At 71.5% G+C, this 23,614-nt stretch carries 21 protein-coding genes and 1 tRNA gene; 11 read left to right on the top strand and 11 right to left on the bottom strand.

What is annotated here, in order from left to right; all coding sequences use genetic code 11:
* Nucleotides 1-89: 89 nt before the first annotated feature.
* The 4 genes from BUE30_RS14775 to BUE30_RS14760 all read right to left on the bottom strand — a co-directional run bounded on the left by BUE30_RS14775 (nucleotide 90) and on the right by BUE30_RS14760 (nucleotide 4,723).
* Nucleotides 90-701: a TadE/TadG family type IV pilus assembly protein gene (locus BUE30_RS14775; protein ID WP_073332713.1), complete on the bottom strand. Its 612-nt coding sequence runs from the start codon at nucleotides 699-701 to the stop codon at nucleotides 90-92.
* A complete protein-coding gene (locus BUE30_RS14770) occupies nucleotides 698-1,228 on the bottom strand; it encodes a TadE/TadG family type IV pilus assembly protein (RefSeq protein WP_073332708.1) in 531 nt (176 codons plus the stop codon). The genes BUE30_RS14775 and BUE30_RS14770 overlap by 4 nt, the downstream gene beginning before the upstream one ends.
* Nucleotides 1,225-2,892 (bottom strand): pilus assembly protein TadG-related protein, encoded by a 1,668-nt coding sequence (locus BUE30_RS14765; RefSeq protein WP_083601408.1) that lies wholly within the window; start codon nucleotides 2,890-2,892, stop codon nucleotides 1,225-1,227. The genes BUE30_RS14770 and BUE30_RS14765 overlap by 4 nt, the downstream gene beginning before the upstream one ends.
* 388 nt (nucleotides 2,893-3,280) lie before the next feature.
* Nucleotides 3,281-4,723, bottom strand: coding sequence for a Glu/Leu/Phe/Val family dehydrogenase (locus BUE30_RS14760; protein WP_073332700.1), 1,443 nt, complete (start codon nucleotides 4,721-4,723; stop codon nucleotides 3,281-3,283).
* 419 nt (nucleotides 4,724-5,142) lie between these two features.
* On the opposite strand from BUE30_RS14760, the gene BUE30_RS18095 reads away from it, so the two are divergent.
* From BUE30_RS18095 to BUE30_RS14745, 3 genes are read left to right on the top strand one after another with little or no spacing between them, the layout of a single operon-like run.
* The gene (locus BUE30_RS18095; protein WP_170865654.1) at nucleotides 5,143-6,702 is read left to right on the top strand and encodes a TadE/TadG family type IV pilus assembly protein; all 1,560 of its coding nucleotides are present in this window, start codon (nucleotides 5,143-5,145) and stop codon (nucleotides 6,700-6,702) included.
* Entirely contained in the window at nucleotides 6,699-7,223 is a 525-nt protein-coding gene (locus BUE30_RS18090; protein ID WP_073332692.1) for a TadE/TadG family type IV pilus assembly protein, read from the top strand. Before BUE30_RS18095 ends, BUE30_RS18090 begins: the two co-directional genes overlap by 4 nt.
* Nucleotides 7,220-7,807, top strand: a complete 588-nt coding sequence (locus BUE30_RS14745; protein WP_083601407.1) for a TadE/TadG family type IV pilus assembly protein — start codon at nucleotides 7,220-7,222, stop codon at nucleotides 7,805-7,807. Before BUE30_RS18090 ends, BUE30_RS14745 begins: the two co-directional genes overlap by 4 nt.
* Nucleotides 7,808-7,960: 153 nt before the next feature.
* Here BUE30_RS14745 and BUE30_RS14740 read toward each other — a convergent pair whose 3' ends face one another.
* Nucleotides 7,961-8,488, bottom strand: coding sequence for a hypothetical protein (locus BUE30_RS14740; RefSeq protein ID WP_073332689.1), 528 nt, complete (start codon nucleotides 8,486-8,488; stop codon nucleotides 7,961-7,963).
* 244 nt (nucleotides 8,489-8,732) lie between these two features.
* On the opposite strand from BUE30_RS14740, the gene BUE30_RS14735 reads away from it, so the two are divergent.
* The 5 genes from BUE30_RS14735 (at nucleotide 8,733) to BUE30_RS14715 (ending at nucleotide 13,986) form a co-directional block, all read left to right on the top strand.
* Entirely contained in the window at nucleotides 8,733-9,029 is a 297-nt protein-coding gene (locus tag BUE30_RS14735) for a hypothetical protein (RefSeq protein ID WP_073332685.1), read from the top strand.
* Nucleotides 9,030-9,306: 277 nt separating this feature from the next.
* Nucleotides 9,307-10,593, top strand: coding sequence for a homoserine dehydrogenase (locus tag BUE30_RS14730; protein WP_073332680.1), 1,287 nt, complete (start codon nucleotides 9,307-9,309; stop codon nucleotides 10,591-10,593).
* Between the two features lie 319 nt (nucleotides 10,594-10,912).
* Entirely contained in the window at nucleotides 10,913-11,890 is a 978-nt protein-coding gene (gene glpX / locus BUE30_RS14725; protein WP_073332675.1) for a class II fructose-bisphosphatase, read from the top strand.
* A 164-nt stretch (nucleotides 11,891-12,054) separates the two neighbouring features.
* Nucleotides 12,055-13,830 (top strand): single-stranded-DNA-specific exonuclease RecJ, encoded by a 1,776-nt coding sequence (recJ, locus tag BUE30_RS14720; RefSeq protein WP_073332671.1) that lies wholly within the window; start codon nucleotides 12,055-12,057, stop codon nucleotides 13,828-13,830.
* A gap of 81 nt (nucleotides 13,831-13,911) precedes the next feature.
* Nucleotides 13,912-13,986 (top strand) — tRNA-Glu (locus BUE30_RS14715).
* 120 nt (nucleotides 13,987-14,106) lie between these two features.
* Here BUE30_RS14715 and BUE30_RS14710 read toward each other — a convergent pair.
* The gene (locus BUE30_RS14710) at nucleotides 14,107-14,568 is read right to left on the bottom strand and encodes a heme-degrading domain-containing protein (protein WP_083601406.1); all 462 of its coding nucleotides are present in this window, start codon (nucleotides 14,566-14,568) and stop codon (nucleotides 14,107-14,109) included.
* 165 nt (nucleotides 14,569-14,733) lie between these two features.
* Nucleotides 14,734-15,501: an SDR family oxidoreductase gene (locus tag BUE30_RS14705; RefSeq protein WP_073332666.1), complete on the bottom strand. Its 768-nt coding sequence runs from the start codon at nucleotides 15,499-15,501 to the stop codon at nucleotides 14,734-14,736.
* A gap of 192 nt (nucleotides 15,502-15,693) precedes the next feature.
* Here BUE30_RS14705 and BUE30_RS14700 point away from each other — a divergent pair, with 192 nt between their 5' ends.
* Nucleotides 15,694-16,599: an SMP-30/gluconolactonase/LRE family protein gene (locus BUE30_RS14700; protein ID WP_073332662.1), complete on the top strand. Its 906-nt coding sequence runs from the start codon at nucleotides 15,694-15,696 to the stop codon at nucleotides 16,597-16,599.
* Nucleotides 16,600-16,601: 2 nt separating this feature from the next.
* On the opposite strand, the gene thpR is transcribed toward BUE30_RS14700, so the two are convergent.
* On the bottom strand, nucleotides 16,602-17,159 hold the full coding sequence (gene thpR / locus BUE30_RS17860; protein ID WP_073332658.1) for an RNA 2',3'-cyclic phosphodiesterase: 558 nt from the start codon (nucleotides 17,157-17,159) through the stop codon (nucleotides 16,602-16,604).
* A gap of 63 nt (nucleotides 17,160-17,222) precedes the next feature.
* Here thpR and BUE30_RS17855 point away from each other — a divergent pair, with 63 nt between their 5' ends.
* Nucleotides 17,223-17,606, top strand: a complete 384-nt coding sequence (locus BUE30_RS17855; protein WP_073332653.1) for a hypothetical protein — start codon at nucleotides 17,223-17,225, stop codon at nucleotides 17,604-17,606.
* 566 nt (nucleotides 17,607-18,172) lie between these two features.
* Nucleotides 18,173-19,684, top strand: coding sequence for a glycerol kinase GlpK (glpK, locus tag BUE30_RS14685; RefSeq protein ID WP_073332650.1), 1,512 nt, complete (start codon nucleotides 18,173-18,175; stop codon nucleotides 19,682-19,684).
* Nucleotides 19,685-19,792: 108 nt separating this feature from the next.
* Here the strand turns inward: glpK and BUE30_RS18175 are convergent, their stop codons facing one another.
* From BUE30_RS18175 to oppB, 3 genes are read right to left on the bottom strand one after another with little or no spacing between them, the layout of a single operon-like run.
* Nucleotides 19,793-21,676, bottom strand: a complete 1,884-nt coding sequence (locus BUE30_RS18175; protein WP_342068329.1) for an ABC transporter ATP-binding protein — start codon at nucleotides 21,674-21,676, stop codon at nucleotides 19,793-19,795.
* A 3-nt stretch (nucleotides 21,677-21,679) separates the two neighbouring features.
* Nucleotides 21,680-22,663 (bottom strand): ABC transporter permease subunit, encoded by a 984-nt coding sequence (locus BUE30_RS14675; RefSeq protein WP_083601404.1) that lies wholly within the window; start codon nucleotides 22,661-22,663, stop codon nucleotides 21,680-21,682.
* Nucleotides 22,664-22,679: 16 nt separating this feature from the next.
* On the bottom strand, nucleotides 22,680-23,603 hold the full coding sequence (gene oppB, locus BUE30_RS14670) for an oligopeptide ABC transporter permease OppB (protein WP_073332646.1): 924 nt from the start codon (nucleotides 23,601-23,603) through the stop codon (nucleotides 22,680-22,682).
* Nucleotides 23,604-23,614 lie beyond the last annotated feature (11 nt).

The following is a 23,614-nucleotide window of genomic DNA, read 5'->3' as shown; positions in this document are numbered from 1 at the left end:
CGCCGGCGGCGCGTTCAAGCGCCGGGGCGGCCGGTCGTCGCCGCGACCCCCGGGCGCGGGGCGGGCGTGTGCCGCCCCGCCGCCGCTTCTCAGCAGGTCGAGGTGGCCAGGTCGCCGTTCTCGTTGCTGTTCCAGCAGAGCTGCCCGGCGAAGCGCGGCCGCGTCGCGGTGAAGTTGTAGAAGGTGTAGGCGTCGAGCCCGACATTCGCGTCAGGCTCGTAGTCGAGCCAGCTCTCGACCAGGATCATGCGGCCCGCATTCGAGGTGATCGGGATCCGGTCGTAGTGCGCGGCGATGTCGGCGTTCTGCAGCGGCTGGATCCCCGACATCGTGCCGCGCACCTGGCTCCAGACCACGCGGTGGCGGTCGCGGCTCTGCTCGTAGCGGACCACGGTGACCCGCAGCGCGCGGTCCTGGTCCGATTGCAGGAGGAAGCCCTGCAGCTCGGACAGGCTGTTCATGTAGACCGGAGAGATGAAGTTCGTCTCGCGGCTCAGCGCGTCGCCGATCGTGTAGGCGGCGCGGGTGTTCGTCGCCTCGGTGCGGAAGCTGTCGTAGTAGACCCAGCCTGCCATCATCGCCCAGACCACCATCGGCAGGCCCATGACCAGCTCGACCGTGACCGTCCCCTCGCTGCGGCGCAGGAACCGGCCGGCGAACCGCCCGAGGCCCGCGCGGACCTTTTGCAGCGCCCCGGTCATTCGCGCGGCTCCACCACGAAGAGGGACGTGGCGATCAGGCCGTAGGCGCCCTCGGATTCCTTGTAGATCGACGCGCCGAGGCCTGCGCCGGGGAACATCGGGTCGAACAGGGCGCAGGCCCGCAGGATCGCCATCTGGTTGCCGTCGAGCCGGTCGAAGCTCGACCGGATCGGCTTCTCGTCGTCGCCGCGATCGGCGCAATCGGCGTCGTCGGCGATCAGCGTCAGGTCCCGCGGGTCCAGCCGCTCCATCTCGAGGCGCAGGTCGGCGCAGCTGGAGAGGAGCGGGTTGTACGAGCAGACCCGCTCGGACAGCGTGGCGTGATTGACCGGCGTCAGGCGCCCCAGCCGCACGTCCCGCACCGCGAGGTCGAGCGAACGCTCGAGCATCACGTGACGCGTCTGGACGAGGCCCAGCTCGAGCCCGGTGAAGAAGATGTACATCACCGGCACGAAGTAGAGACAGAATTCCAGCGTGGCCGTCCCCTCCTCCGAGGCGAGGAAGCCCTTCACGAAGCGCCCGATCATTGCACCAGCCTCAGCGACTGGATCTGGTTGGCGATCGCCTCGAACACGTCCTGCACGTCGTCCACCTCGGCATCGTAGAAATGCGAGGGGGTGAACGAGCAGTCGAAGATCAGCTGCCTTCCGTTCTGCGGCGCCTGGAAGGACACGCCGAAGATGACGATGTCGTCGTCCCGGGCATCGTCGCAGATCCGGCGCAGCTGGGCGTCCATGGTCGCGGTGCCGGTCTGGCTGCGGAAGGCGTCGAGCGTGTTGTAGTAGGTGTTGGTGTTGCCGGAGGCGCGGGCATAGAGCTCCCACGCCACGTACTGCACCCGCACCTCTTCCCAGATCTGGCGCCAATCCTGACGGACGGCCGTCGTGCTGCTGGGATAGGGATAGCTCTTCCATTCGCCGCTATGCGGCCACCAGTAGCGGTTCGAGCCGCCGCGCCAGGAATGGTAGATCGAATAGCGGCCGTCGGAGGCGCGCCAGATCGGCGATTCGCCCGAGCGGTATCCGGGATTCAGGCGCTCCTCGGCGAAATGCTCGCCGTCGGTCATCAGCACGACGACCTTCATCGTGTTGGTCTCGTTCTGCTCGAAGGGCCGGTTGGCCATCTCGGGCCCCATGTGGCCGGCCGCCCGCAGCTGGTTGAAGAAGTCCCGCTCGTCCTCGTCGACGAAGGTCAGCCCCCAGCGCAGCCCCGCGTTGATCGAGGTGGCGCCCACGGCGTCGAGCCCCCGGATCGCGTCCTGCAGGTCGCCGATATCGCCCGTCGGCAGCAGGACCTGGTTCGCCGTGGAATCCTGGCACCACATGTTGTTGGTGTTGGGTCGGTTGTAGTCCGGGGGCGTGTAGCTCCACGAATAGCGGTAGGGCGCGGTGAAGAGGTCGGCGTAACCGGTCGCGGGCAGCAGCATGCTGTGGGAGATGTCCGACCCGGTATAGACGCTGGGCGGCAGGTCGACGCAGGCCACGTTGCGGCGGTAGGGATGACTGGTGACGTTGTAGTAGCCGGCAGCGGTCGTGGTCGGCGTGAGGTATCGCCCGGCCAGCGTCGGGCCGAGATTGACCTGCCCGTTGAACGGCACGATCCCGATGGTGACCCGGTCGTCCGGATCGTCCTCCTTGAGGATGTCGACGAAGTTCAGCGCCGCCAGCTCGAGGTTCTCGATCTTCTCCCCGGCCATCGAGCCGGAGACGTCGAGCACCATCATCACCTCGATGTCGAGCACGTCCTCGCGCGCCTCGCTGCTGGACAGGACGGTCATCTCGTCGATGCCGAGCAGGGGCAGGAAGATCGTGTTGTGGCGCAGCGAGGCGCTGGCCTCGACCGTGCGCGAGTTGAACTCGTTCCTCACCGTCACGCTGGTGATGTTGTCGGCCAGCCCCTCGCGCCGGGCGAAATCGCGCACGACGGTCTCGGAATCGATCGTCTGCTCGAGGTCGGCGGCGGCCAGCGTCGCCCGGTCGAGCATGGATTGCAGCCGCGCCCGGTCACTTTCGAACCGGACGTAGTCGACCGAGGCCCCGCCGATCATCAGGACGAGGATGACCAGGAACAGAAGGAAGATGAGCATCGCGCCGCCCTCGTCGGCGGCGAAACGCGCGATCGCCCTCCGCCCTGCCCCCGAGGTCGGCCGTCCTGCCGTCAGCACGGCGCGAATCGTGTTCCCAGCTTTCATGTCCCTCTCCCGTCCGGACGGACGACTGCGAGGGTGGGTGTCGCAGGGTGGTCTGTCGACGATACGACGGGAATTGGGCAGGGAATTGTTGAGTATGGTGAATTGAGGCGGAGAGGGCCCGGCCCGGCCTCAATCTTTGCAGGGCTTTGGGCGGGTCCACCGGCCGGGCGGCTTCTCAATTCGCGAGGTTAATCCAGCCTTTGCCATGCTGACGCCGAAATTCGGCCGGCTTCCCGCCCACGACTCGCCACGGGGCCGGGTTCCGGCCCGCCTCTCGCCACGGCGCCGACCGGAAGGCGCCCCCCGTTCCCGCCGGCCAGCAGGATGGCCCCACCGGGCGATGCCGGGGCCGGGCGGCCGGGGCCGTCCGCCCTGCCGGCGCCGGGGGTCAGAGCCCCTTCGCCCGGTAGCTGCCCGCCACGCGCCCGATGGCGACGAGATAGGCGGCCGTGCGCAGGTCGCTCACGTCGTCGCGGGCGTTCCAGACCTCCCGCATCGCCTGGTAGGCGGTGCGCATCGTGTCGTCGAGGCCAGAGCGCACCAGCTCCAGCTCGCCCGACCCCTTGAGGTAGCGCGACTTGAATCCTTCCGAGAGCGTCCAGCCGAGGCCCTTGTCCGCGCTGAGCCGCTCCAGCTCGTCCACGATCATGTGGTGCTGGGTCTCTTCCGCGCGGCGCTGCATCCGGCCGAAGCGGATATGCGACAGGTTCTTGACCCATTCGAAATAGCTGACCGTCACGCCGCCCGCATTGGCGTACATGTCCGGGATGATGACCGTGCCCTTGCGGCGCAGGATCTCGTCGCCCCGGGCGGTGATCGGGCCGTTCGCGGCCTCGATGATCAGCGGGGCCTTCACGCGGTCGGCGTTGTCGCGATGGATCACCCCCTCCAGCGCGGCGGGGATCAGGATGTCGCAATCGGCCTCGAGATAGCCCGCGCCGTCCTCGACCAGCGAGGCCTCGGGATAGCCCTTGATCGTCCCGTGCGAGCGGATCCACTGGTGGATCTTCTCCACGTCCAGCCCGTTCTCGTCGTGCAGCGCGCCGTCGCGTTCGATGATGCCGGTGATCCGCGCGCCGTCCTCCTCGGACAGGAACTTGGCGGCGTGGTAGCCCACATTGCCGAGGCCCTGCACGATGATGCGCTTGCCCTCGAGGCCGCCGGACAGGTTCGCCTTCGCCACGTCCTCGGGATGGCGGAAGAACTCGCGCAGCGCGTATTGCACCCCCCGCCCCGTCGCCTCGACCCGGCCGGCGATGCCGCCCGCATTCAGCGGCTTGCCGGTGACGCAGGCGCTGGCATTGATGTCCGTGGTGTTCATCCGACGGTACTGGTCGGCGATCCAGGCCATCTCGCGCTCGCCCGTGCCCATGTCCGGGGCGGGCACGTTCTGGGCCGGGTTGATGAGGTCGCGCTTCGCCAGCTCGTAGGCGAAGCGGCGGGTGATGAGCTCCAGCTCGTGCTCCTCCCATTCGCGCGGATCGATGCGGAGCCCCCCCTTCGAGCCGCCATAGGGCACCTCGACCAGTGCGCACTTGTAGGTCATCAGGGCGGCCAGAGCCTCGACCTCGTCCTGGTGGACCCCCATCGAGTAGCGGATGCCGCCCTTGACCGGCTCCATGTGCTCGGAATGGACCGAGCGGTAGCCGGTGAAGGTGTGGATCTGTCCGCGCAGGCGGACGCCGAACCGCACGGTATAGGTCGCGTTGCAGACCCGGATCTTCTCCTCCAGCCCGGGCGGCAGGTCCATCAGCCGGACGGCGCGGTTGAACATGATGTCGACGCTGTCGCGGAAGCTCGGCTCGAGCGGCTGGGTCGGTTCGCTGGTCATGGCGGGTCTCCTTCCTTGGCTCCGGTCGTCGAATCGGCACGACCGCCCCGCGATCACTCTAGTCCCCCCGGGCCCGATTTCAGCCGGCAAGCGTGGCTTTTGCACTTTCGCGTCCGGCCTGACCTTCGGGCAGGTCATCGCCCCGGCGCGGCCGATCGCCCGGGCCGGGGGCGGGTTGTACGCGGAACTTCCTGCAATCAACGCGTTTTCGACAGTGCCGTGCCACATTTCGACCAATCGCGGGGGACACTCTCGGTCCGACCGACTGACAGAACCCGACGGAAGGACGCCCGGCCCGCCGCTGCGGTCCCGCCCGCCCCCGTCGGAAGCGAGGGATGATGCATCCGACCCCGCAGCGAGGACGGCGTGCCGGCGCCGGGCCGCGCCTCGCCCGCTTCGCGCGGGGCGAGGAGGGAAGCATGGTCGTCTTCGCCCTCTTCATGATCATCCTGATGCTGATCGTCGCCGGCATGGCGGTGGATTTCGTGCGGTTCGAGAACAGCCGTGCCCGGCTGCAGACGACGCTGGACCGGGCGGTCCTCGCCGCCGCGTCGCTCGACAACGAGCTGCAGCCGCGCGACGTGGTGCAAAGCTACATCGACGCGGCCGGCCTGACCGCCAATCTGGGCCGGGTCGAGGTGCAGCAGCAGGCGAACGAGCGCACCGTCACCGCGACCGCCAGCGCCGACATGCCGGCGATCTTCCTGCCGCTGGTCGGGATCGAGTCGCTGCTCGCCCCCGCCGCCTCGGTCGCGAGCGAGCAGCGCCAGAGCCTCGAGATCGCGCTCGTCGTCGACATCTCGGGCTCGATGGCGCAGAACCGCCGGATCGAGAACCTCCGCTCCGCCGCCGACACCTTCGTCGCCTACATGTTCGACGAGTACGGCCCCGATTACGTCAGCTTCTCGGTCGTCCCCTATGCCACCCAGGTCTCGCTCCCCCGGGGGATGATCGCGCAGTACGACGTGCCGCTCGACCACGAATACAGCTTCTGCGTGGACCTGCCGGACGACGTCTACGACAGCGCCGGGATCCCGCCGACGCATCCCCTCCGCCAGGGCGGGCACATGGATGCCCGGACGGGGGGCGCGTCCCATCCCTACCGCCAGTTCTACTTCGCCAATTGCAACACCGACCCGGCGGCCGTGATCCTGCCGGTCTCGAACGACGAGGACGGGATCCGGCGGATGATCGCGGCGCTCGGCACGCAGGACATGACCTCGATCGAGATGGGCGTGAAATGGGGGGCGGCGCTGCTCGACCCCTCGGCCCGCCCCGTCATCGACGGGATGATCGCCAGCGGCGAGGTGGGTCCGGCGATGGCCGGGCGTCCGTTCGACTACGATCGCCCCAATACGCGGAAGATCCTGATCGTCATGTCGGACGGCTACAACCGTTTCCACTACGAGATGCGGGACGCGTTCCGGTCCGGCCTGTCCGACATCTGGACCGACGGCACGCGGATCCGGGTCCAGGACTTCGAGGTCGGCGACCGCGACGGCGACGGCCGGCCGGGCGAGAACCTGTTCGATCCCGATACCCGCCGGTTCGAGTCCATCCCCGCCCTGACCATCTCGGGGCCTGCGGACGCCCGCACGCAGGAGCGTGTCGGGACCACCACCTGGCGCCGCCTCACCTGGCCGGACCTCTTCGCCCGCGTCAGCGTGCGCGGCCATGCCTACGATTTCCGGCGCAACCAGACCGGCAACGACCAGGCCTATGTCGACTGGTTCTGGGCAAGCGTGGACTACCTGGACGAGCCGGTGAAGAACGACCGCCTGAACCGGATCTGCGACGCCGCCGACGCGGCCGGGATCACCGTCTTCTCGATCGGGTTCGAGGTCTATTCCGAATTCGCCCAGCCGCTGGCCGATTGCGCCTCGACGCCGCAGAACTTCTACACCGCCGAAGGCGACCGGATCACCGACGTCTACATGGCGATCGCCCATCAGATCAGCGCGCTGAGGCTGACCCAGTGAGCTGGCTGCGCGCCTTCCTCGCCCGAGACGAAAGCGGTTCGGCCACGCTGGAATTCGTGATCCTGCTGCCGGGCTTCATCCTGCTGCTGCTGTCGAGCTTCGAGCTGGGGATGCTGATGACGCGGCACGTCATGCTGGACCGCGCGCTCGACCTCGCCGTGCGCGGGGTACGGATCGGCACGCTCGAGGACGGGGACCACGACACGCTCGTCGCGGCTCTCTGCGAGAACCTGCCCGTACTGCGCGGCTGCGCGGCGGAGGTGAAGCTCGAGATGCGCCGGATCGACGTCTGGGCCGGCGCGCCGGTCGAGATGGACGGCGCCGATTGCGTGGACCATGCCGAGCCGGACCTGCCGCCGCGCAGCTGGCAGCAGGGCGGGCGCAACCAGCTGATGATCCTGCGGGTCTGCGCGCTGTTCGACCCGATGTTCCCGACGACGGGCCTCGGCGCCTCGCTGCCCCGCCGATCCGACGGATCCTACGCGCTGATCGCCACCTCGTCCTTCGTGGTGGAGCCGTGAGGGCCGCGCTGCACGCCCTCGCCGCGTCGGCGTCCGCCCCGTTCCGGCGCGAGGACGGCAGCGTCACCGTCGAGGCGGTGATCATGCTGCCGGCGATCCTGTGGTGCTACCTGGGCACCTACGTCTTCTTCGACGCCTACCGGGCGCAGACCGTCAACATCAAGGCGGCCTACACGATCGGCGACACGCTGAGCCGCGAGACGAGCTACGTCACCCCCGCCTTCATCGACACGATGTCCGAGCTGCAGCAGTTCCTCGTCGGGGGCGACGAGCCGATGGCCCTGCGGGTCACGGTGATCGGCTACGACGCGGACGAGGACCGCTACGTCGTCCGCTGGTCCGAGCCGCGGGGCGGCCCGCCGGCCCTGACCGATGCGGGGCTCGCCGCCGCACGCGCGCAGATCCCCGTCATGTCCCCCGTCGAGCGGGCCATCGTCGTCGAGACCTGGGTCGATTACGAGCCGGGATTCCGCGTCGGGATCGACGCCTTCACCTTCGAGGACTTCGTGGTGACGCGGCCCCGCGGCGGCCAGCTCTGCTTCAACGAGGATCCGGAAGGCTCGTTCCTCGACGCGGTCTGCTGAGGGTCACCGGGGGCCGGGCACCGGTATCTTCGCCCCGCGGGCCGCCGCCCGCCCCCGGGGGATGACCTGCCCGAAGGCTGCGCCCCGGGCGGTCGCCGGGTGGCCCCCTCTCCGTCCGGCCGCGCCGGATGCCCCGGTGCGCAGCGCGGAGGGTCAGCCCCGGCCGCCGCCTCCCGGCCCCTGCCGGGACAGGGCCAGCCGCATCGCGATCTCCTCGGCCATCACGCGGGAGGCGCGGGCGTTCAGCACGCCGCCGATACCGACCCGCCGCCCGATCCGCCACCACAGGCCCGGCGCCCAGCCGCGCGGCGCGCGGCCGGTCAGGTGCAGGACGAACCCGTTGGACGGCTTGAAGGCGAAGGCGCCGCGATCGACGCGGGCGATCTCCTCCCAGCGGGCCAGCATCCGGCCGCGGTCGTCGTGCAGGCCCGTGCGGTCGAGGATCAGCGCCCGCGCCGTGGCCCGCCGCACCGCCTCGGCCCCGACAAGGGCGAGGACGCCCAGCGCCAGCAGGGCGACCCGGCCGAGCGGGTGGCTCTCGCGCCCCTCCACCGGCGCCGCGCCGAGGCCGAGCCAGACGAGGACCAGGCCGAGCAGGGCCAGCGCCGCCACGGCCGCCACCCGGCGCGGGCCGGCTGCGGCGAGGTCGCGCCGCGTGTCGAAGGGATCGTCCGGGTCCATGCAGCCTCTCCGCTTGCCGTCTACGTGCTAGCGCCTCCCGGCGCGGGGGGCCAGCACCCGCCCTCGCGCAGCGACCCCGGCCCGGGTCGGCCTTGCTCGGCGATCCCGTCCCGGCTCGCCCTTGCACGACGACCCCGGCCCTGGCGGGCGTTGCACGGCGATCCCGCCCCGGGTCGGCCTTGCGCGACGCACCCCTCTCGGGTCGCCCTTGCCAAGCGACCCGGGGCCGGGGGATGAAGGACGCATGCCCCGCCGCCTCGCCCCCCTGCCGGTCCTCCTTCTCTGCGCCTGCGCCGCAGCGCCCGGGATCGAGGCGCGCCTGCCCGGCGTGGCCGAGGTCGGTCCGCCCCCCGCCCTCGCGCCGCTGGGGCCGATCCTGGCGGCCGCGGACCGGCCCGGCGCCGCCGATCCCGCCCCCGCCCTGTCGGGACGCATCGGCGCGCTGAACGCCCGCGCCGCCGCGCTGCGCGGCCCGGTCCTGCCCGCCCCGGCAGCCGCACGGATCGCAGGCGGCGTGGACCTCGCGCCGCTGTACCCCTGAGGCCCGGTCCCGCGGCGGGCCTCCCCCACCCCGTCGCGGACCTGTCGCGGACGCCGTCGCCGGCCGCGCGCCCCCCGCGCCGGCAGGCGGTCCTCCCGGACGCGGCCACCGGGCGCACCCCTCTTCCTCGGCCCTGCGGCACTCTCGGCCCGCGCGCGCCCGGACGGCCGCGCGCGTTGAACTGGCGCGCCGAACCGGCTAGGCCTCGCGGCGGCGCAACCCGCGCCTTCCGACGCCCGCCCCGAAACCAGCCCCGAAACCAGCCCGGACCCGCCCCATGCCCGATCCCATCCGCCTCGGTATCGCCGGTCTCGGCACGGTCGGCCGCGGCGTGGTCCGCATCGTCCAGCGCCACGGCGCCACGCTCGCCGCGCGCGCCGGCCGCCCGGTCGAGATCGTCGCCGTCTCGGCCCGCAGCCGGGACAAGGACAGGGGCGTCGACCTCTCGGCCTATGGGTGGGAGGACGATCCCGTCGCGCTGGCCCGCCGCCCCGACATCGATCTCTTCGTCGAGCTGATGGGCGGTGCCGATGGCCCGGCCAAGGACGCGACCGAAGCCGCGCTCGAGGCCGGCCACGACGTCGTCACCGCCAACAAGGCGCTGCTCGCCATCCACGGGCAGGCGCTGGCCGAGACGGCGGAGCGCGCGGGCGCCGCGATCCGCTTCGAGGCCGCCGTCGCGGGCGGCATCCCGGTGGTCAAGGCGCTGACCGAGGGGCTCGCGGGGAACGAGGTGACCCGCATCCTCGGCGTGATGAACGGCACCTGCAACTACATCCTGACGCGGATGGAGAACGCCGGCCTGACCTATGATGAGGCCTTCGCCGAGGCGGACGGCCTCGGCTACCTGGAGGCCGATCCCGAACTCGACGTGGGCGGGATCGACGCGGCCCACAAGCTGGCGCTCCTCTCGGCCATCGCCTTCGGCACGCGGGTCGACTTCCCGAACGTCCGGCTGGAAGGGATCGGCTCGGTCAGCATCGACGACATCCGCCACGCCGCCGACATGGGGTACCGGATCAAGCTGCTCGGCGTCGCCCGGATGACCGGGCGGGGGCTGGAGCAGCGGATGACGCCCTGTCTCGTCCCCGCCTCCTCGCCGCTGGGGCAGCTCGAGGGCGGCACGAACATGGTCGTGCTCGAGGGCGACAGCGTCGGCCAGATCGTGCTGCGGGGCGCCGGCGCGGGCGAGGGGCCGACGGCGAGCGCGGTGATGGCCGACGTCATGGATCTCGCCCGCGGGATCCGGTTGCCGGTCTTCGGCCAGCCCGCCACCGGACTGCGCGCGGCCCGCGCCGCCGTCGCGGCGGTGCCCGCACCCTACTACCTGCGCATGACGCTGGTCGACAAACCCGGCGCGCTGGCCAAGATCGCCCGCGCCCTCGGCGAGGCCGGCATCTCCATCGACCGGATGCGGCAATACGACCACGCCGAGGGCACCGCCCCCGTCCTGATCGTCACCCACCGCACAACGCGCGGCGCGCTGGAGGAGGCAATCGCCGCGATGGACGCGACCGGCGTCGTTGCCGAGAGCGCCGTCGCCTTGCGGATCGAGGAACTCTGAGCCAACCGCCTCCCGATCCCGAAGGCGCTGCCGGATGGCAGCGCCCCGTCGGCCCGCTCCCCCCGCCCCGCGCCGGTCGCGCGCTCCTCCGCCCCCCGGGCGCGACCCCGCCCCCCTTATCTTGCCGCAAATACTCCGGGGGGCTCGCGCAGCGAGCGGGGGCGGAGCCCCCTCCCCGGACAGACAGGCAGGCCCCGCGCCGGCGTTGGCGTTCAGACCCCGGCGTTGGCGTTCACACCCCGGCGTTAGCGTTCACACCATTGTGTCCTGCGCCTGCGACTGGCATCCCGTAGACGCCCCTTCCTGCGCGAGATCCCCGATGCCCGACGCTCCCGAATTCCACGACCGCCTGCTTTCGCTCGGCCTCGCCCGGGTCTCGGAGGCGGCGGCCATCGCCTGCGCCGACCTGATCGGCCGCGGCGACGAGAAGGCCGCCGACCAGGCGGCGGTGAACGCCATGCGCAACCAGCTCAACATGCTGGACATCCGCGGCACCGTCGTGATCGGCGAGGGCGAGCGCGACGAGGCACCGATGCTCTTCATCGGCGAGGAGGTGGGCGCGGGCCATGCCGCCGGGGCCGGCCCCGAGGTGGACATCGCGCTCGACCCGCTCGAGGGGACGACCCTGACGGCGAAGGACATGCCGAACGCCCTGACCGTCATCGCGATGGCCCCGCGCGGCACGCTGCTGCATGCGCCCGACGTCTACATGGACAAGCTCGCGATCGGTCCCGGCTTCAAGCCCGGCGTGGTGACCCTCGCCATGAGCCCGGCGGAACGCGTGAGCGCGCTCGCCGCCGCCCGGGGCTGCTCGGTCACGGACATCACCGTCTGCGTGCTGGAGCGCCCCCGCCACGAGGAGATGATCGCCGAGATCCGCTCGACCGGCGCGGCGATCCGCCTGATCACCGACGGCGACGTCGCGGGCGTCATGCACACGGCCGATACCGCCCGGACGGGCATCGACATGTACATGGGATCGGGCGGCGCGCCCGAGGGCGTGCTCGCCGCCGCCGCGCTGAAATGCATGGGCGGGCAGATGTACGGCAAGCTGCTGTTCCGGAACGAGGACGAGCGGAACCGCGCGAAGAAGGCGGGGATCACCAATTTCGACCGGGTCTATACCCGCGACGACCTCGTCACCGGCGACGTGATCTTCGCCGCGACCGGCGTCACCGACGGCAGCCTCGTGCCCGGCATCCGGCGCGACCCCGGCCACGTCACGGCCGAGACGATCCTCATGCGGTCCAAGACGGGGTCGGTCCGGCGGATGATCTACCGCAACCCGGTCAGGTAGGGCGGGGGCCGGGCGCGCCCTTCTGCGGCGCCGCTCCCGGCTTCGTCGGGGCGCCGCGGTTTTCCCTTTCCATGCGGAGGGGGGGCGACGCGGCGGATCGCGGCTGCCGCGGCGGGATCGCGCGGGGCTGGTCCCGGACCGCGAGGCGGGATACTCCCCGCCCCATGAAGGACGCCCCCCTCCCAGCCGCCTTCCTGCGCGTCGAACGCTCGCTCGGCCAGCGCCGCTGGGTCGGGCCCGGCGCCGAGCACGAGCGGCTGACCCTGGCGATGGAGCAGGCGACCCGCCTGCCCCGCGCGCTCTGCGCCCTGCTCGTGCGCGGCGGCATCGCGCCTCAGGATGCGGCGGCCCATTGCGACCCCAAGGTGCGCGACCTCCTCCCCGATCCCATGATCCTGCGCGACATGGATCCCGCCGCCGCGCGGCTCGTCGCGGCGCTGGACCGGCGCGAGCGGATCGCCGTCTTCGCCGATTACGACGTGGACGGCGGCGCTTCGGCCGCGCTGCTGATCTGCTGGCTGCGGCAGATGGGGCGGGACGCGACGCTCTACGTTCCCGACCGGATCGACGAGGGCTACGGCCCGAACGAGGCGGCGATGGCGGGGCTCGCCGCGCGCCACGACCTGATCGTCTGCGTCGATTGCGGCACGCTTTCCCACGGGCCGATCGCGGCGGCGAGGGGCGCGGACGTGATCGTCCTCGACCACCATCTCGGAGGCGAGACGCTGCCCGATTGCGTCGCCGTGGTGAACCCGAACCGGCAGGACGAGGACGGGGCGCTGGGCCATCTCTGCGCCGCCTCCGTCGTCTTCCTCGTCCTGGTGGAGCTGAACCGCCGGCTGCGGCCGCGCGGCGGCCCCCTGCCCGACCTCATGGGCCTGATGGACCTCGTCGCGCTCGCCACCGTGGCCGACGTGGCGCCGCTGATCGGGGTGAACCGCGCCCTCGTCCGGGCCGGCCTGCACCGGATGGCCCTGCGCGAGCGTCCGGGTCTCAGGGCGCTGGCCGACGTGGCCGGGATGGACGGGGCGCCCACGGCCTATCACCTCGGCTACATGCTCGGCCCCCGGATCAACGCGGGCGGGCGGATCGGCATGGCCAATCTCGGGGCGCGACTGCTCTCGACGGCCGATCCGCACGAGGCGCAGGCCCTGGCCGAGCGGCTCGACGCCCTGAACGCCGAACGGCGCGAGATCGAGGCGCAGGTCAGGACGGCGGCGATGGCGCAGGCCGAGGCGCGGGCCGACGGCCCCCTTGCCTGGGCCGCGGGGGCCGGCTGGCATCCGGGCGTGGTCGGCATCGTCGCGGCCCGGGTGAAGGAGGCGACGAACCGGCCCGCCGTCGTGATCGGGATCGAGGACGGCATCGGCAAGGGCTCGGCCCGGTCGGTGGCCGGGGTGGATATCGGCGCCGCGATACAGCGCCTCGCTGCCGAGGGGCTGGTGCTGAAGGGCGGCGGCCACCGCATGGCGGCCGGCCTGACGGTGGAGGAGGGCCGGATCGAGGCCGCGATGGCGCGCCTCGGCGAGCTGCTCGCCCGGCAGGGCGCCGGCGCGGGGGGCCCGCGCGACCTGCGGCTCGACGGGCTGCTGATGCCGGGCGCGGCCACCGTCGAGCTGATCGACCGGCTCGAGACCGCCGGGCCGTTCGGCCAGGGCGCGCCGGCGCCGCGATTCGCCCTGCCCGATTGCCGGGTGATGCTGGCCAAGGAGGTCGGCCAGGGGCACCTGAAGATCGCCGTCGGCGACGGAACCGGCCCCCGCCTGGACGGCATCGCCTTCGGCGCGGTCGAGACGGAGCTCGGCCGCGCGCTGATGGCCCATGGCGGCGCCCGTTTCCATGTCGCGGGCCGTCTCGAGGTCAATGTCTGGCAGGGGCGCCGCTCCGCGCAGCTCAAGCTCGAGGACGCGGCCCCCGCCACGGGCGGCCAGGACGGCTGACGAAGCGGCAAGCGCGAATTTTCTGCGCGCGCCCTCTTGCGCCCCCCCACCCCTTTTCGTAAGACCCGCCGCACCAGCCGCGGCCCGTTCGTCTATCGGTTAGGACGCCAGGTTTTCAACCTGGAAAGAGGGGTTCGATTCCCCTACGGGCTGCCACTGGTTTCTCCCCCGCACCGCCGAGATTCTCGCCGATCCGGCCCCGGATCGGGAAGCCTTCCATTCGGGCTTCGGCGTCCGGCGACGGCCGCAGGACCCAGCCGGCGACCGCCGTCCTGGTCAGGCCGCGATGACCCTGCGCAGGGCACGGACCACCATCGCGTGATCCTCGACATCCGGCAGGCCGCTCACCGCCGCGGTCCCTATGAGCGTCCCGCCCTGCAGCATCAGGGGCACCGCCCCGCCGCTCGCGACGTAATCCCCGGCCGGCAGGGCGAAGACGGCGTTGAGATCGTAGCCGCCCTTCTCCGCCTCGAGCCGGATCGCGAGGGAGGAGCGGTGGAACCGGTGCGCGACGGCCCGCTTCCGCGCCGCCCAGGACAGGTTGTCCGGCGTCGCCCCCGGCATCAGCACCGACATCACCAATTCGGTCCCGTGGGCGATCGTGATCGCGACCGGCAGGGCCTGCGCCGCGGCCTCCTCGCGCATCGCGGAACCGAGCTGCCAGGCGATCTCGTAGTCGAAGCGCGGCAGGGGCAGTTCCTGCTGCTCGCGGGCGAGCATCTCGAGCGTCGGGGTCATGGGGCGTGTCCTTCCCTGTCGGTCCATGCCGCCGCGGGCCGGCGGTCCGGCCCCTCTGGGCCCCGGGGCCCCGCATGGCAACCGCCGGACGCTCGCCCTTCGCAGCGATCGTGGGTCTCCCGGCCCGGCGGCCGCCAAGGGCCCATGCCGCGGGAGGAGGCGCGCCTAGAGCGAGGCCGTGATCCCCCCGTCCACATAGAGCACCGTCCCGTTCACGAAGGAGGCGGCATCCGAGGCGAGGAAGATGCAGGCGCCGACCAGCTCCTCGACCCGGCCCCAGCGACCCGCGGGCGTACGTTTCTCGAGCCAGGCGGTGAAGTCCGGGTCCGCGACGAGGGCGGCATTGAGCGGCGTGTCGAAATAGCCGGGGGCGAGGGCGTTCACCTGCAGGCCGTGCCGTGCCCAGTCGGTCGCCATCCCCTTGGTCAGGTTGGCGACCGCACCCTTCGTGGCCGTGTAGGGCGCGATTCCTGGCCGGGCGAGCGCGGATTGCACGCTGGCGATGTTCACGATCCGGCCCGCGCCACGGGCGATCATGTGCCGTGCCACCGCCTGCCCGACATGGAAGACGCTTGCGACATTGGTCTGGAGCAGCGCCTCGAACCGTTCGGCCGGAAAGTCCTCGAGCGGGGCGCGGTGCTGCATGCCCGCGTTGTTGACGAGGATGTCGATCGCGCCGGTGCCGGCCTCGAACCCGTCGACCGCGGCGCGCACCGCGTCCGTCTCCGTCACGTCGAAGGGCAGCGTCCGGACCTCCGCCCCCTCGGCGCGCAGCCCCTCGGCCGCCTCCTCCAGCCGGACCGCGTCGCGGCCGTTCAGCACGATCCGCGCCCCCGCCCCGGCAAGGCCGCGCGCCAGGGCCAGACCGATCCCCTGCGACGATCCGGTGATCAGCGCCCGCCGCCCGGCCAGGTCGAACAGGTTCCGTGTCATGGGGGCCCTCCCTTGCTGCATGGTCCTTCATCCGGGGATGGCCGGCACGGCGCAAGGGCCGCCTCCCCCCGCCGCCCCCCTGCCCCCGCCGTCCTGCCCCCGCCGTCCTGCCCCCGTCGGCTTGCCCCCGTCGGGCCCCTCGGGCAGTCTCGTCCCGCCGGCGCCGCAGGCCGGGACGAGGAGGAGAGGATCATGCCCGCCCCGACCGATGTCGAGATCCACGACCCGCTCTTCGCCCGCTACATCCTCCACGCGGCGCGGGTGAAGCAGCTCGCCACCGGGTTCGACTGGGTCGAGGGGCCGGTCTGGTTCGGCGACATGAACTGCCTGCTCTTCTCCGAGATCCCGTCGAGCCGGATGATGCGCTGGTCGCCCGAGACGGGTCTCTCGGTCTACCGCGCCGACAGCCATTTCTCGAACGGCAATACCCGCGACCGGCAGGGCCGGCTCGTCACCTGCGAGCACGGCACCCGCCGCGTGACCCGGACCGAGCATGACGGGTCGATCACCGTGATCGCCGACAGCTTCGACGGCAAGCGGCTGAACTCGCCCAACGACGTGGTCGTGGCCCGCGACGGCGGGATCTGGTTCACCGATCCGCATTACGGAATCGGCTCGAACTACGAGGGCCACGCGGCGGAGGCCGAGCTGCCGCTGCAGGTCTACCGGGCCGATCCGGACGGTTTCGGGCTGACGCTGATGATCGATGACATGACGGGGCCGAACGGCCTGGCTTTCTCGCCGGACGAGAGCCTGCTCTACGTCGCGAATACCGGGCGGATGCACATGGAGGACGAGCGCGGCATCCGCGTCTACGACATGGTGGGCGGGCGCCCGATGAACGGACGCCCCTTCCACAGCGTGGACGTGCCCGCCTCGGACGGGATCCGGCTCGACAGCGACGGCAACGTCTGGTCGTCGGCCGGGGACGGGGTGCATTGCATCTCGCCCGAGGGACGGCTGCTGGGCAAGATCCTGGTGCCGGAGCGGGTATCGAACGTCTGCTTCGGCGGGCGGGCCAGACACGAGCTCTTCATCACCGCGACGACCAGCCTCTACCGGGTGGCGCTCAACCGCGTCGGCGACCAGCGGCCCTGAGGTCAGTCCGGCAGGAAGCCGGGGCCGATCGCGTAGTCGGCCAGCACCTCGTGGTGATGGGCGCCCCCCGCAGGGATCGACTGCACCAGCGAGAACCGGTCGGGGGCATAGGCGGGCACGGGCGGGGCGTGCCATGTCGCGAGGAACCGCGCGATCTCCTCGTCGCGCATCGACTGCGCCTCGGTCAGGCGGGCCAGCGTCACGTGCGGGCGGTAGCGCCGCCGCTCCAGCCGGATCCCGGCCCCGGCCAGGCGCGACGCGACGCGCGCGGCCAGCGCCGCCAGGGGGGCGGGATCGGCGGGCACGGCCCAGATCATCCGTCCGTCCTCGCGGTCGAACCGGTCCACATGGGCGAGATGCAGCTCGAACGGGTCCGGCCGCAGCGTCTCCAGCGCCTCGTGCGCGGCCTCGACCCGGCGGTCCGGCAGCTCGCCGAGGAAGGCGAGGGTGACGTGGAACTGGTCGGGATCGCTCGGGCGACCGAAGGGCAGCCCCTCCTGCACGGCTTCGAGCGCGCGGGCGACTGGCTCGGGCACGGGAAGGGACACGAAGCAGCGCATGGGCGGGATGTATCCCGCCCGCCCCGCCTCGCCAAGGTGCGCGCGGGCGGGTAGGCTGGGACCATGCGCGCCGCCCTGCCCCTCCCCGTCCTGCCCCGCTCCGCCCCCGCCCTCCTCGCCCTGCCCTTCCTCGTCCTGGCCGCCTGCATGCCCGTGGCGGACGGCGCCGTGCCGAGCGGCAACGCGCTGCCCCCGGCGATGCACGGAACCTGGGGAGAGAGCTGCGCCGCCCCCTTCGTGATCGGCCCCCGCCGGGTCGAGGGGGCGAACACCGTCTGCATCCCCCAGGAGGTGCGCCCTGGCGCGAGCGGCGGAATCGTCGCCCGCATGGCGTGCGAGGGGCCGGGCGGCCGCTACGAGGATCTCGTCCGCCTCGCCCGCGACGGGGGGGCGCTGACATGGCAGAGCGCGGGGGCGACCCTGCGCTGGGAGAGCTGCGGGCGTTAGGCCGGCCTTCCCCTTCCGGGGTGCGGGAGAGCGCCGATCGGGGAGGAGAGAGCCCATGGACGCCCGATCGGCCCAGCCGTCCCGCGCGCGCCGACCCGCCCCGGGGGGGCTGGCCTTCCGTGATCTGGCCCCGGGGCCGGCCCCCGTGATCTGGCCCCCGTGGTCTGGTCCTCCGTGAAGTGCCCCAGTGATCTGGCCCCCACCCGGGTCGGCCGACCTGACCCGGGGCTTGGCGGTAGCCGAACCCGGCGCCGCTCAGCGGGATCGGCCGCCGGACGAACCGGGTTCCGCTGCCCCGGATGGGCCGGGCATTGCCCCGACACGGGCCGCCGCACCCCGTCCGCTGCCGCACTCCGCGCCACCTTCCGCGACCCGGCCCGCCTCTCCCGGTCCCGGGTTCGGCGTCCGGGGGATGGCCCCGTCGCCCCCCACCCGCTCCCGCAATCTGAGCCACCCCCCGCGGCCCGGCCGCGCCTCCCGGTCCCGGGACCGGTTTCCGGGGGGCTGGCCGTCGCCCGCGCCCGCTCCTACTCTGTCCCCGCAGGCAGAGCGGGGAGGACCATGCCATGGCGACCACCGAGAGGGGCACCGGACCGAGCCACGTCCTCGCGATCGACCAGGGCACGACCTCCTCGCGCGCGCTCATCTTCGACGCCGACATGGCCGTCACCGCCACCGCGCAGGAGGAGTTCGCCCAGCACTTCCCCCGCTCCGGATGGGTGGAGCACGATCCCTCGGACCTGTGGTCCACGACCGCCTCGACCGCCCGCGCGGCGATCGAGAAGGCGGGGCTCACGGGGGCCGACATCGCAGCCATCGGCATCACCAACCAGCGCGAGACCACCCTGGTCTGGGACCGCGCGACCGGCCAGCCGATCCACAACGCCATCGTCTGGCAGGACCGGCGCACCGCCGCCTTCTGCCGCGAGCTCGAGGCGGCCGGCCATGGCGAGACGGTCACCGCCACGACGGGCTTGCTGATCGACCCCTATTTCTCGGCGACCAAGTTGAAATGGCTGCTCGACGAGGTGGAGGGCGCCCGCGCCCGGGCCGAGGCGGGCGAGCTGCTGTTCGGGACGGTCGACACCTGGCTGATCTGGAAGCTGACGGGCGGCGCCGCCCACGTCACCGACGCCACCAATGCCTGCCGCACCATGCTCTACGACATCAGGGCCAATGCCTGGTCGGAGGAGATCTGCACCCTTCTCGGCATCCCGATGGCGATGCTGCCCGAGGTGCGGGACAATGCCGCCGAGTTCGGCGAGACGCGGGCCGACCTGTTTGGCCACCCGATCCCGATCCTGGGCGTCGCGGGCGACCAGCAGGCGGCGACGCTGGGACAGGCCTGCTTCCGCCCCGGCATGCTGAAATCGACCTACGGGACGGGCTGCTTCGCGCTGCTCAATACCGGGGACACGCCGGTCCGCAGCTCGAACCGGCTGCTGACGACGATCGCCTACCGGCTTGACGGCGAGACGACCTACGCGCTGGAGGGTGCGATCTTCATCGCCGGGGCGGTCGTGCAATGGCTGCGCGACGGGCTCAGGATCGTGCGCCACGCCTCCGAGACGGGCCCGCTCGCCGCGCAGGCCGATGACGGGCAGGAGGTGATCCTCGTCCCCGCCTTCACCGGCCTCGGCGCCCCCTACTGGGAACCCGATTGCCGCGGCGCGATCTTCGGACTGACGCGCGGCTCGGGCCCGGCGGAGCTGGCCCGGGCCGCGCTGCAGAGCGTCGGCTTCCAGACCCGCGACCTGCTCGAGGCGATGCGCGCCGACTGGCCGGATGCCGACAGCCCGACCCTGCGGGTCGATGGCGGCATGACGGCGAGCGATTACGCGATGCAGTTCCTCGCCGACATCCTCGGCGCGCCGGTGGACCGTCCGCGCATGACCGAGACGACGGCGCTGGGCGCCGCCTGGCTCGCCGGGCATCGCGCGGGCCTCTATCCCGGGCCCGAGGGCTTCGCCGAGGCCTGGCGGCTCGACCGCACCTTCGAGCCCGGCATGGACGAGCCCGCGCGGGAGGAGAGATACGCCGCCTGGCAGCGGGCCGTCCGGGCGACCATCGCCTCCTGACGGGCCGCCCGGGCCATCGCCAAGGGTCATGGCCCGCCCCGCCCGCCGGTCCGGTCCGTCAATGCGGGGCGGGGCGCGGCGGGGCGCGGCGCCCCCCCCCCACCGATCTCAGGCGCGAAGGCCCTCGCTCCCGAGGCCGGGGTCGTGCTCGGCCACGAAATGCTCCGGCGCGACCTCGACCAGCTTCGGGCGGTACTGCTCGGCCACCGGATCGTCCTTGACCACGGATTTGAGGAACCGCAGAGGCGCGCGGGTGTCGAGCGGGCTGGGCAGGTCGCCGGACAGGCGGACCCGTTCCCGCGCACGCTCGCGCTCCGGGTCCGGGACGGGCACGGCGGCGATCAGCGCCTTGGTGTAGGGGTGGCGCGCATCGGTGTAGATCGCATCGCGTCCCGCCAGCTCGACGACCCGGCCGAGATAGAGGACCATGACCCGGTGGCTCACCTCGCGCACGACGCTGAGGTCGTGGCTGATGAACATCATCGTCAGCCCCATCGTCTTCTGCAGCTCGATCAGCAGGTCCACCACCTGCGCCTGCACGCTGACGTCGAGGGCCGAGACCGCCTCGTCGCAGATCACCAGCTTCGGCCGGGTGATGACGGCGCGGGCGATGCCGACGCGCTGGTTCTGCCCGCCCGACAGCTCGTGCGGGTAGCGGTTGATCATGGCCGGGTCGAGGCCGACCCGGTTCAGCATCTCGCGCACCTTGGCCGCGCGCTCGGCGCCGCGCATCTCGGGGGTGTGGACCTGCAGCGGCTCGGCGATCGAGGCGCCGATCGTCATCCGGGGGTCGAGCGAGGCGAGCGGATCCTGGAAGACGATCTGCAGGTCCTTGCGCAGCGCCTTCATCTGCTGCCGGTCCGATCCCGCGATGTTCCGGCCGAGCCAGGCCACCGTGCCGCCGGTCGGCGGGATCAGGTTCAGCACCCCCCGCGCCAGCGTGGACTTGCCGCAACCGCTCTCGCCGACGACGCCCAGCGTCTCGCCCCGGCGCAGGTCGAAGGACACGCCGTCGACCGCGCGCAGCTTGCGCGTGGTGCCGAAGAGACCGCCGCGCATGCGCACGTCGAAATGGACGTTGAGGTCGCGCACCTTCAGCAGCGGCTCCTCGCCCCGTCCGGCGTCGATGTCGATCTCGCCCTTGCCGCTGCGCTTGACCTTGTCGATGCGCGGCACGGCGTCGAGCAGTATCTTCGTGTAGTCGTGCTGCGGATTGCCGAAGATCTCCTCCGCCGTGCCCGCCTCGACCACCCGGCCATGGCGCATGACGATGATCCGGTCGCACATCCGCGCGACCACGCCCATGTCATGGGTGATGAGCGCGATGGCCGTGCCGGTATCGCGCTTGAGATCGTCCATCAGGTCCAGCACCTGCGCCTGCACCGTCACGTCGAGCGCCGTCGTCGGCTCGTCCGCGAACAGCAGCCGCGGCCCGCAGAGCATCGCCATGGCGATCATCACGCGCTGGCGCATGCCGCCCGAAAGCTCGTGCGGATACTGCCGCAGCCGCCGCTCGGCCTCCGGGATGCGGACCTTCTCGAGCCACTCGATGCAGATCCGGTCGGCCTCCTTGCGGGGAAGCTTCCGGTGGATCTCCAGCACCTCGCGCATCTGCTGGCCGATCCGCAGCTGCGGCGTCAACGAGGTCAGCGGGTCCTGGAAGATCATCGACATGTCGTTGCCACGGATCTTCAGCAGCTCGCGGTCCGAGGCGGCCAGCATGTCGTTGCCGAGGAAGTCGATGCGCCCCGTCGCGGTCCCGTTGCGGGCGAGCAGGCCCATCGCGGCGAGGGCGGACTGGCTCTTGCCCGAGCCGCTTTCGCCCACGATGCCGAGGCATTCGCCCGGGCGCAGCTCGAAATCGACGCCGCGCACGGCCTCGACCGCGCCGTCGGGCGTCTCGAAGGTCACGGCGAGGTCGCGCACCGTCAGAACCGGGGCGCCGTCCGCCTGGGGGCGCGCCGGGGCGGTCTGGGTATCGGTCATGGCCATGGCTCAGCGGTCCTTGGGGTCGAGGGCGTCGCGCAGGCCGTCGCCGACGAAGAACAGCGCGAAGAGCAGCACGAGGAAGAAGGCCAGCGGGAACAGCAGCATCCAGAGCGTGCCGTTATTCATCTGCGCCGTGCCGAGGTTGATCAGCGCGCCGAGCGAGGTCATCGGCTCCTGGATGCCGAGGCCGAGATACGAGATGAAGCTCTCGAAGATGATCATGCCGGGCACCAGCAGCGTGGCGTAGACGATCACGATCCCCAGCAGGTTCGGCACGACGTGGCGCAGGATGATCCGCCACGAGGACACGCCGGTGGCGACGGCCGCCTCGACGAATTCCTTGTTCTTGATCGACAGCGTCTGGCCGCGCGCGATCCGGGCCATGTCCAGCCACGAGATCAGGCCGATGCCGATGAACAGCATCAGGATCGAGCGGCCGAAGATCACCAGCATCAGGATCAGCACGAACATGAAGGGGATCGACATCAGCACGTCGACGATCCGCATCATGATCTGGTCGGTGCGTCCGCCGACATAGCCCGCCGTCGCCCCGTAGAGCGTGCCGACGATCACCGCGACGAGCGCGCCGACGATGCCGACCAGCAGCGAGATCCGCGTGCCGATCACGGTCCGGGCGTAGAGGTCGCGGCCGTCCACGTCGGTCCCGAAATAATGCCCGGTCTCGATCGAGGGCACGCCCCGGTAGGCGTTCGCCCCCATCAGCGAGAAATCGACCTGGGCCGGGTCGTACTGCGCGAGGAAGCCGCCGAAGAAGGCGAAGAGCATCACCAGCCCCAGCACGCCCAGCGAGAAGACCGCCGCCTTGTTGCGGAAGAAGCGCATCCGCGCATCGGCCCAGAGCGAGCGGCCCTTCACCTCGCCGAGCTCGCCCGTCGCGTCGAGGATCTCGGCCTGCGGCTCGCCGTGCTTCTCGCTCTCGATATGATCGATGTCGCGGGTGTCGGTGCCCGGATTGCGGGGTTCGGTCATCGTCCGTCCCTCCCCATCAGTAGCGGATGCGCGGATCGATCCACGCGTAGAGGATGTCGACGATCAGGTTGAAGGTGATCGTCAGCGCGCCCACGAGGATCGTGATCCCCATGATGACGGCGTAATCCCGGTTGAAGGCGGAGTTGACGAAGAACTGGCCGATCCCGCCGGTCGAGAAGATGACGTCGACCACGACCGACCCGGTGATCATGCCGACCACGGCGGGGCCGAGATAGCTCAGCACCGGCAGGAGCGCCGGTTTCAGCGCGTGCCGCACGATCACCCGGCGCATCGGCAGGCCCTTGGCCTTGGCCGTGCGGATGAAGTTGGAATTGAGCGTCTCGAGCATCGAGGAACGCGTGATCCGCGCGATCGAGGCCATGTACGAGGTCGATAGCGCGACGACCGGCAGGATCACGTATTGCCACTGTCCCCCGTACCAGCCGCCGCCCGGCAGCAGGCCGAGCCAGAGCGTGAAGACGAGGACGAGGATCGGGCCCATGACGAAGTTCGGCAGCGCCTGCGCCCCGATCGAGATGCCGACGGCCGTGTAGTCCACCCAGGAATTCTGCCGGATCGCGGCGACGACGCCCAGCGCGACGCCGAAGATCACCGCGACGATGGCGGACCACAGCCCGTAGGTCAGCGTCACGGGAAAGCCCTGCGCGATGATGTCGTTCACCGTGCGGTCCCGGTACTGGAAGGACGGGCCGAAATCGAACTGCGTGACCACGGCCACGACGTAGTCCCACATCTGCTTCCAGTAGGGCTGGTCGAGTCCGTAGCGCGCCTCGATGTTGGCCATGATCTGCGGCGGCAGGGGACGCTCGGAATTGAACGGCCCGCCGGGCGCGGCGAACATCAGCACGAACGAGAAGACGACGAGGAAGAGGAGCGTCGGGACCGCGACCGCGAGGCGCCGGACGATGTATGCGAACATGAGGGGGGATT

The organism is Wenxinia saemankumensis, assembly GCF_900141735.1.
In the GTDB taxonomy this organism is placed as follows: Bacteria; Pseudomonadota; Alphaproteobacteria; order Rhodobacterales; family Rhodobacteraceae; genus Wenxinia; species Wenxinia saemankumensis.
The sequence above is the reverse complement of the archived record's forward strand: the minus strand, read 5'-3'. Positions and strand labels throughout refer to the sequence as shown.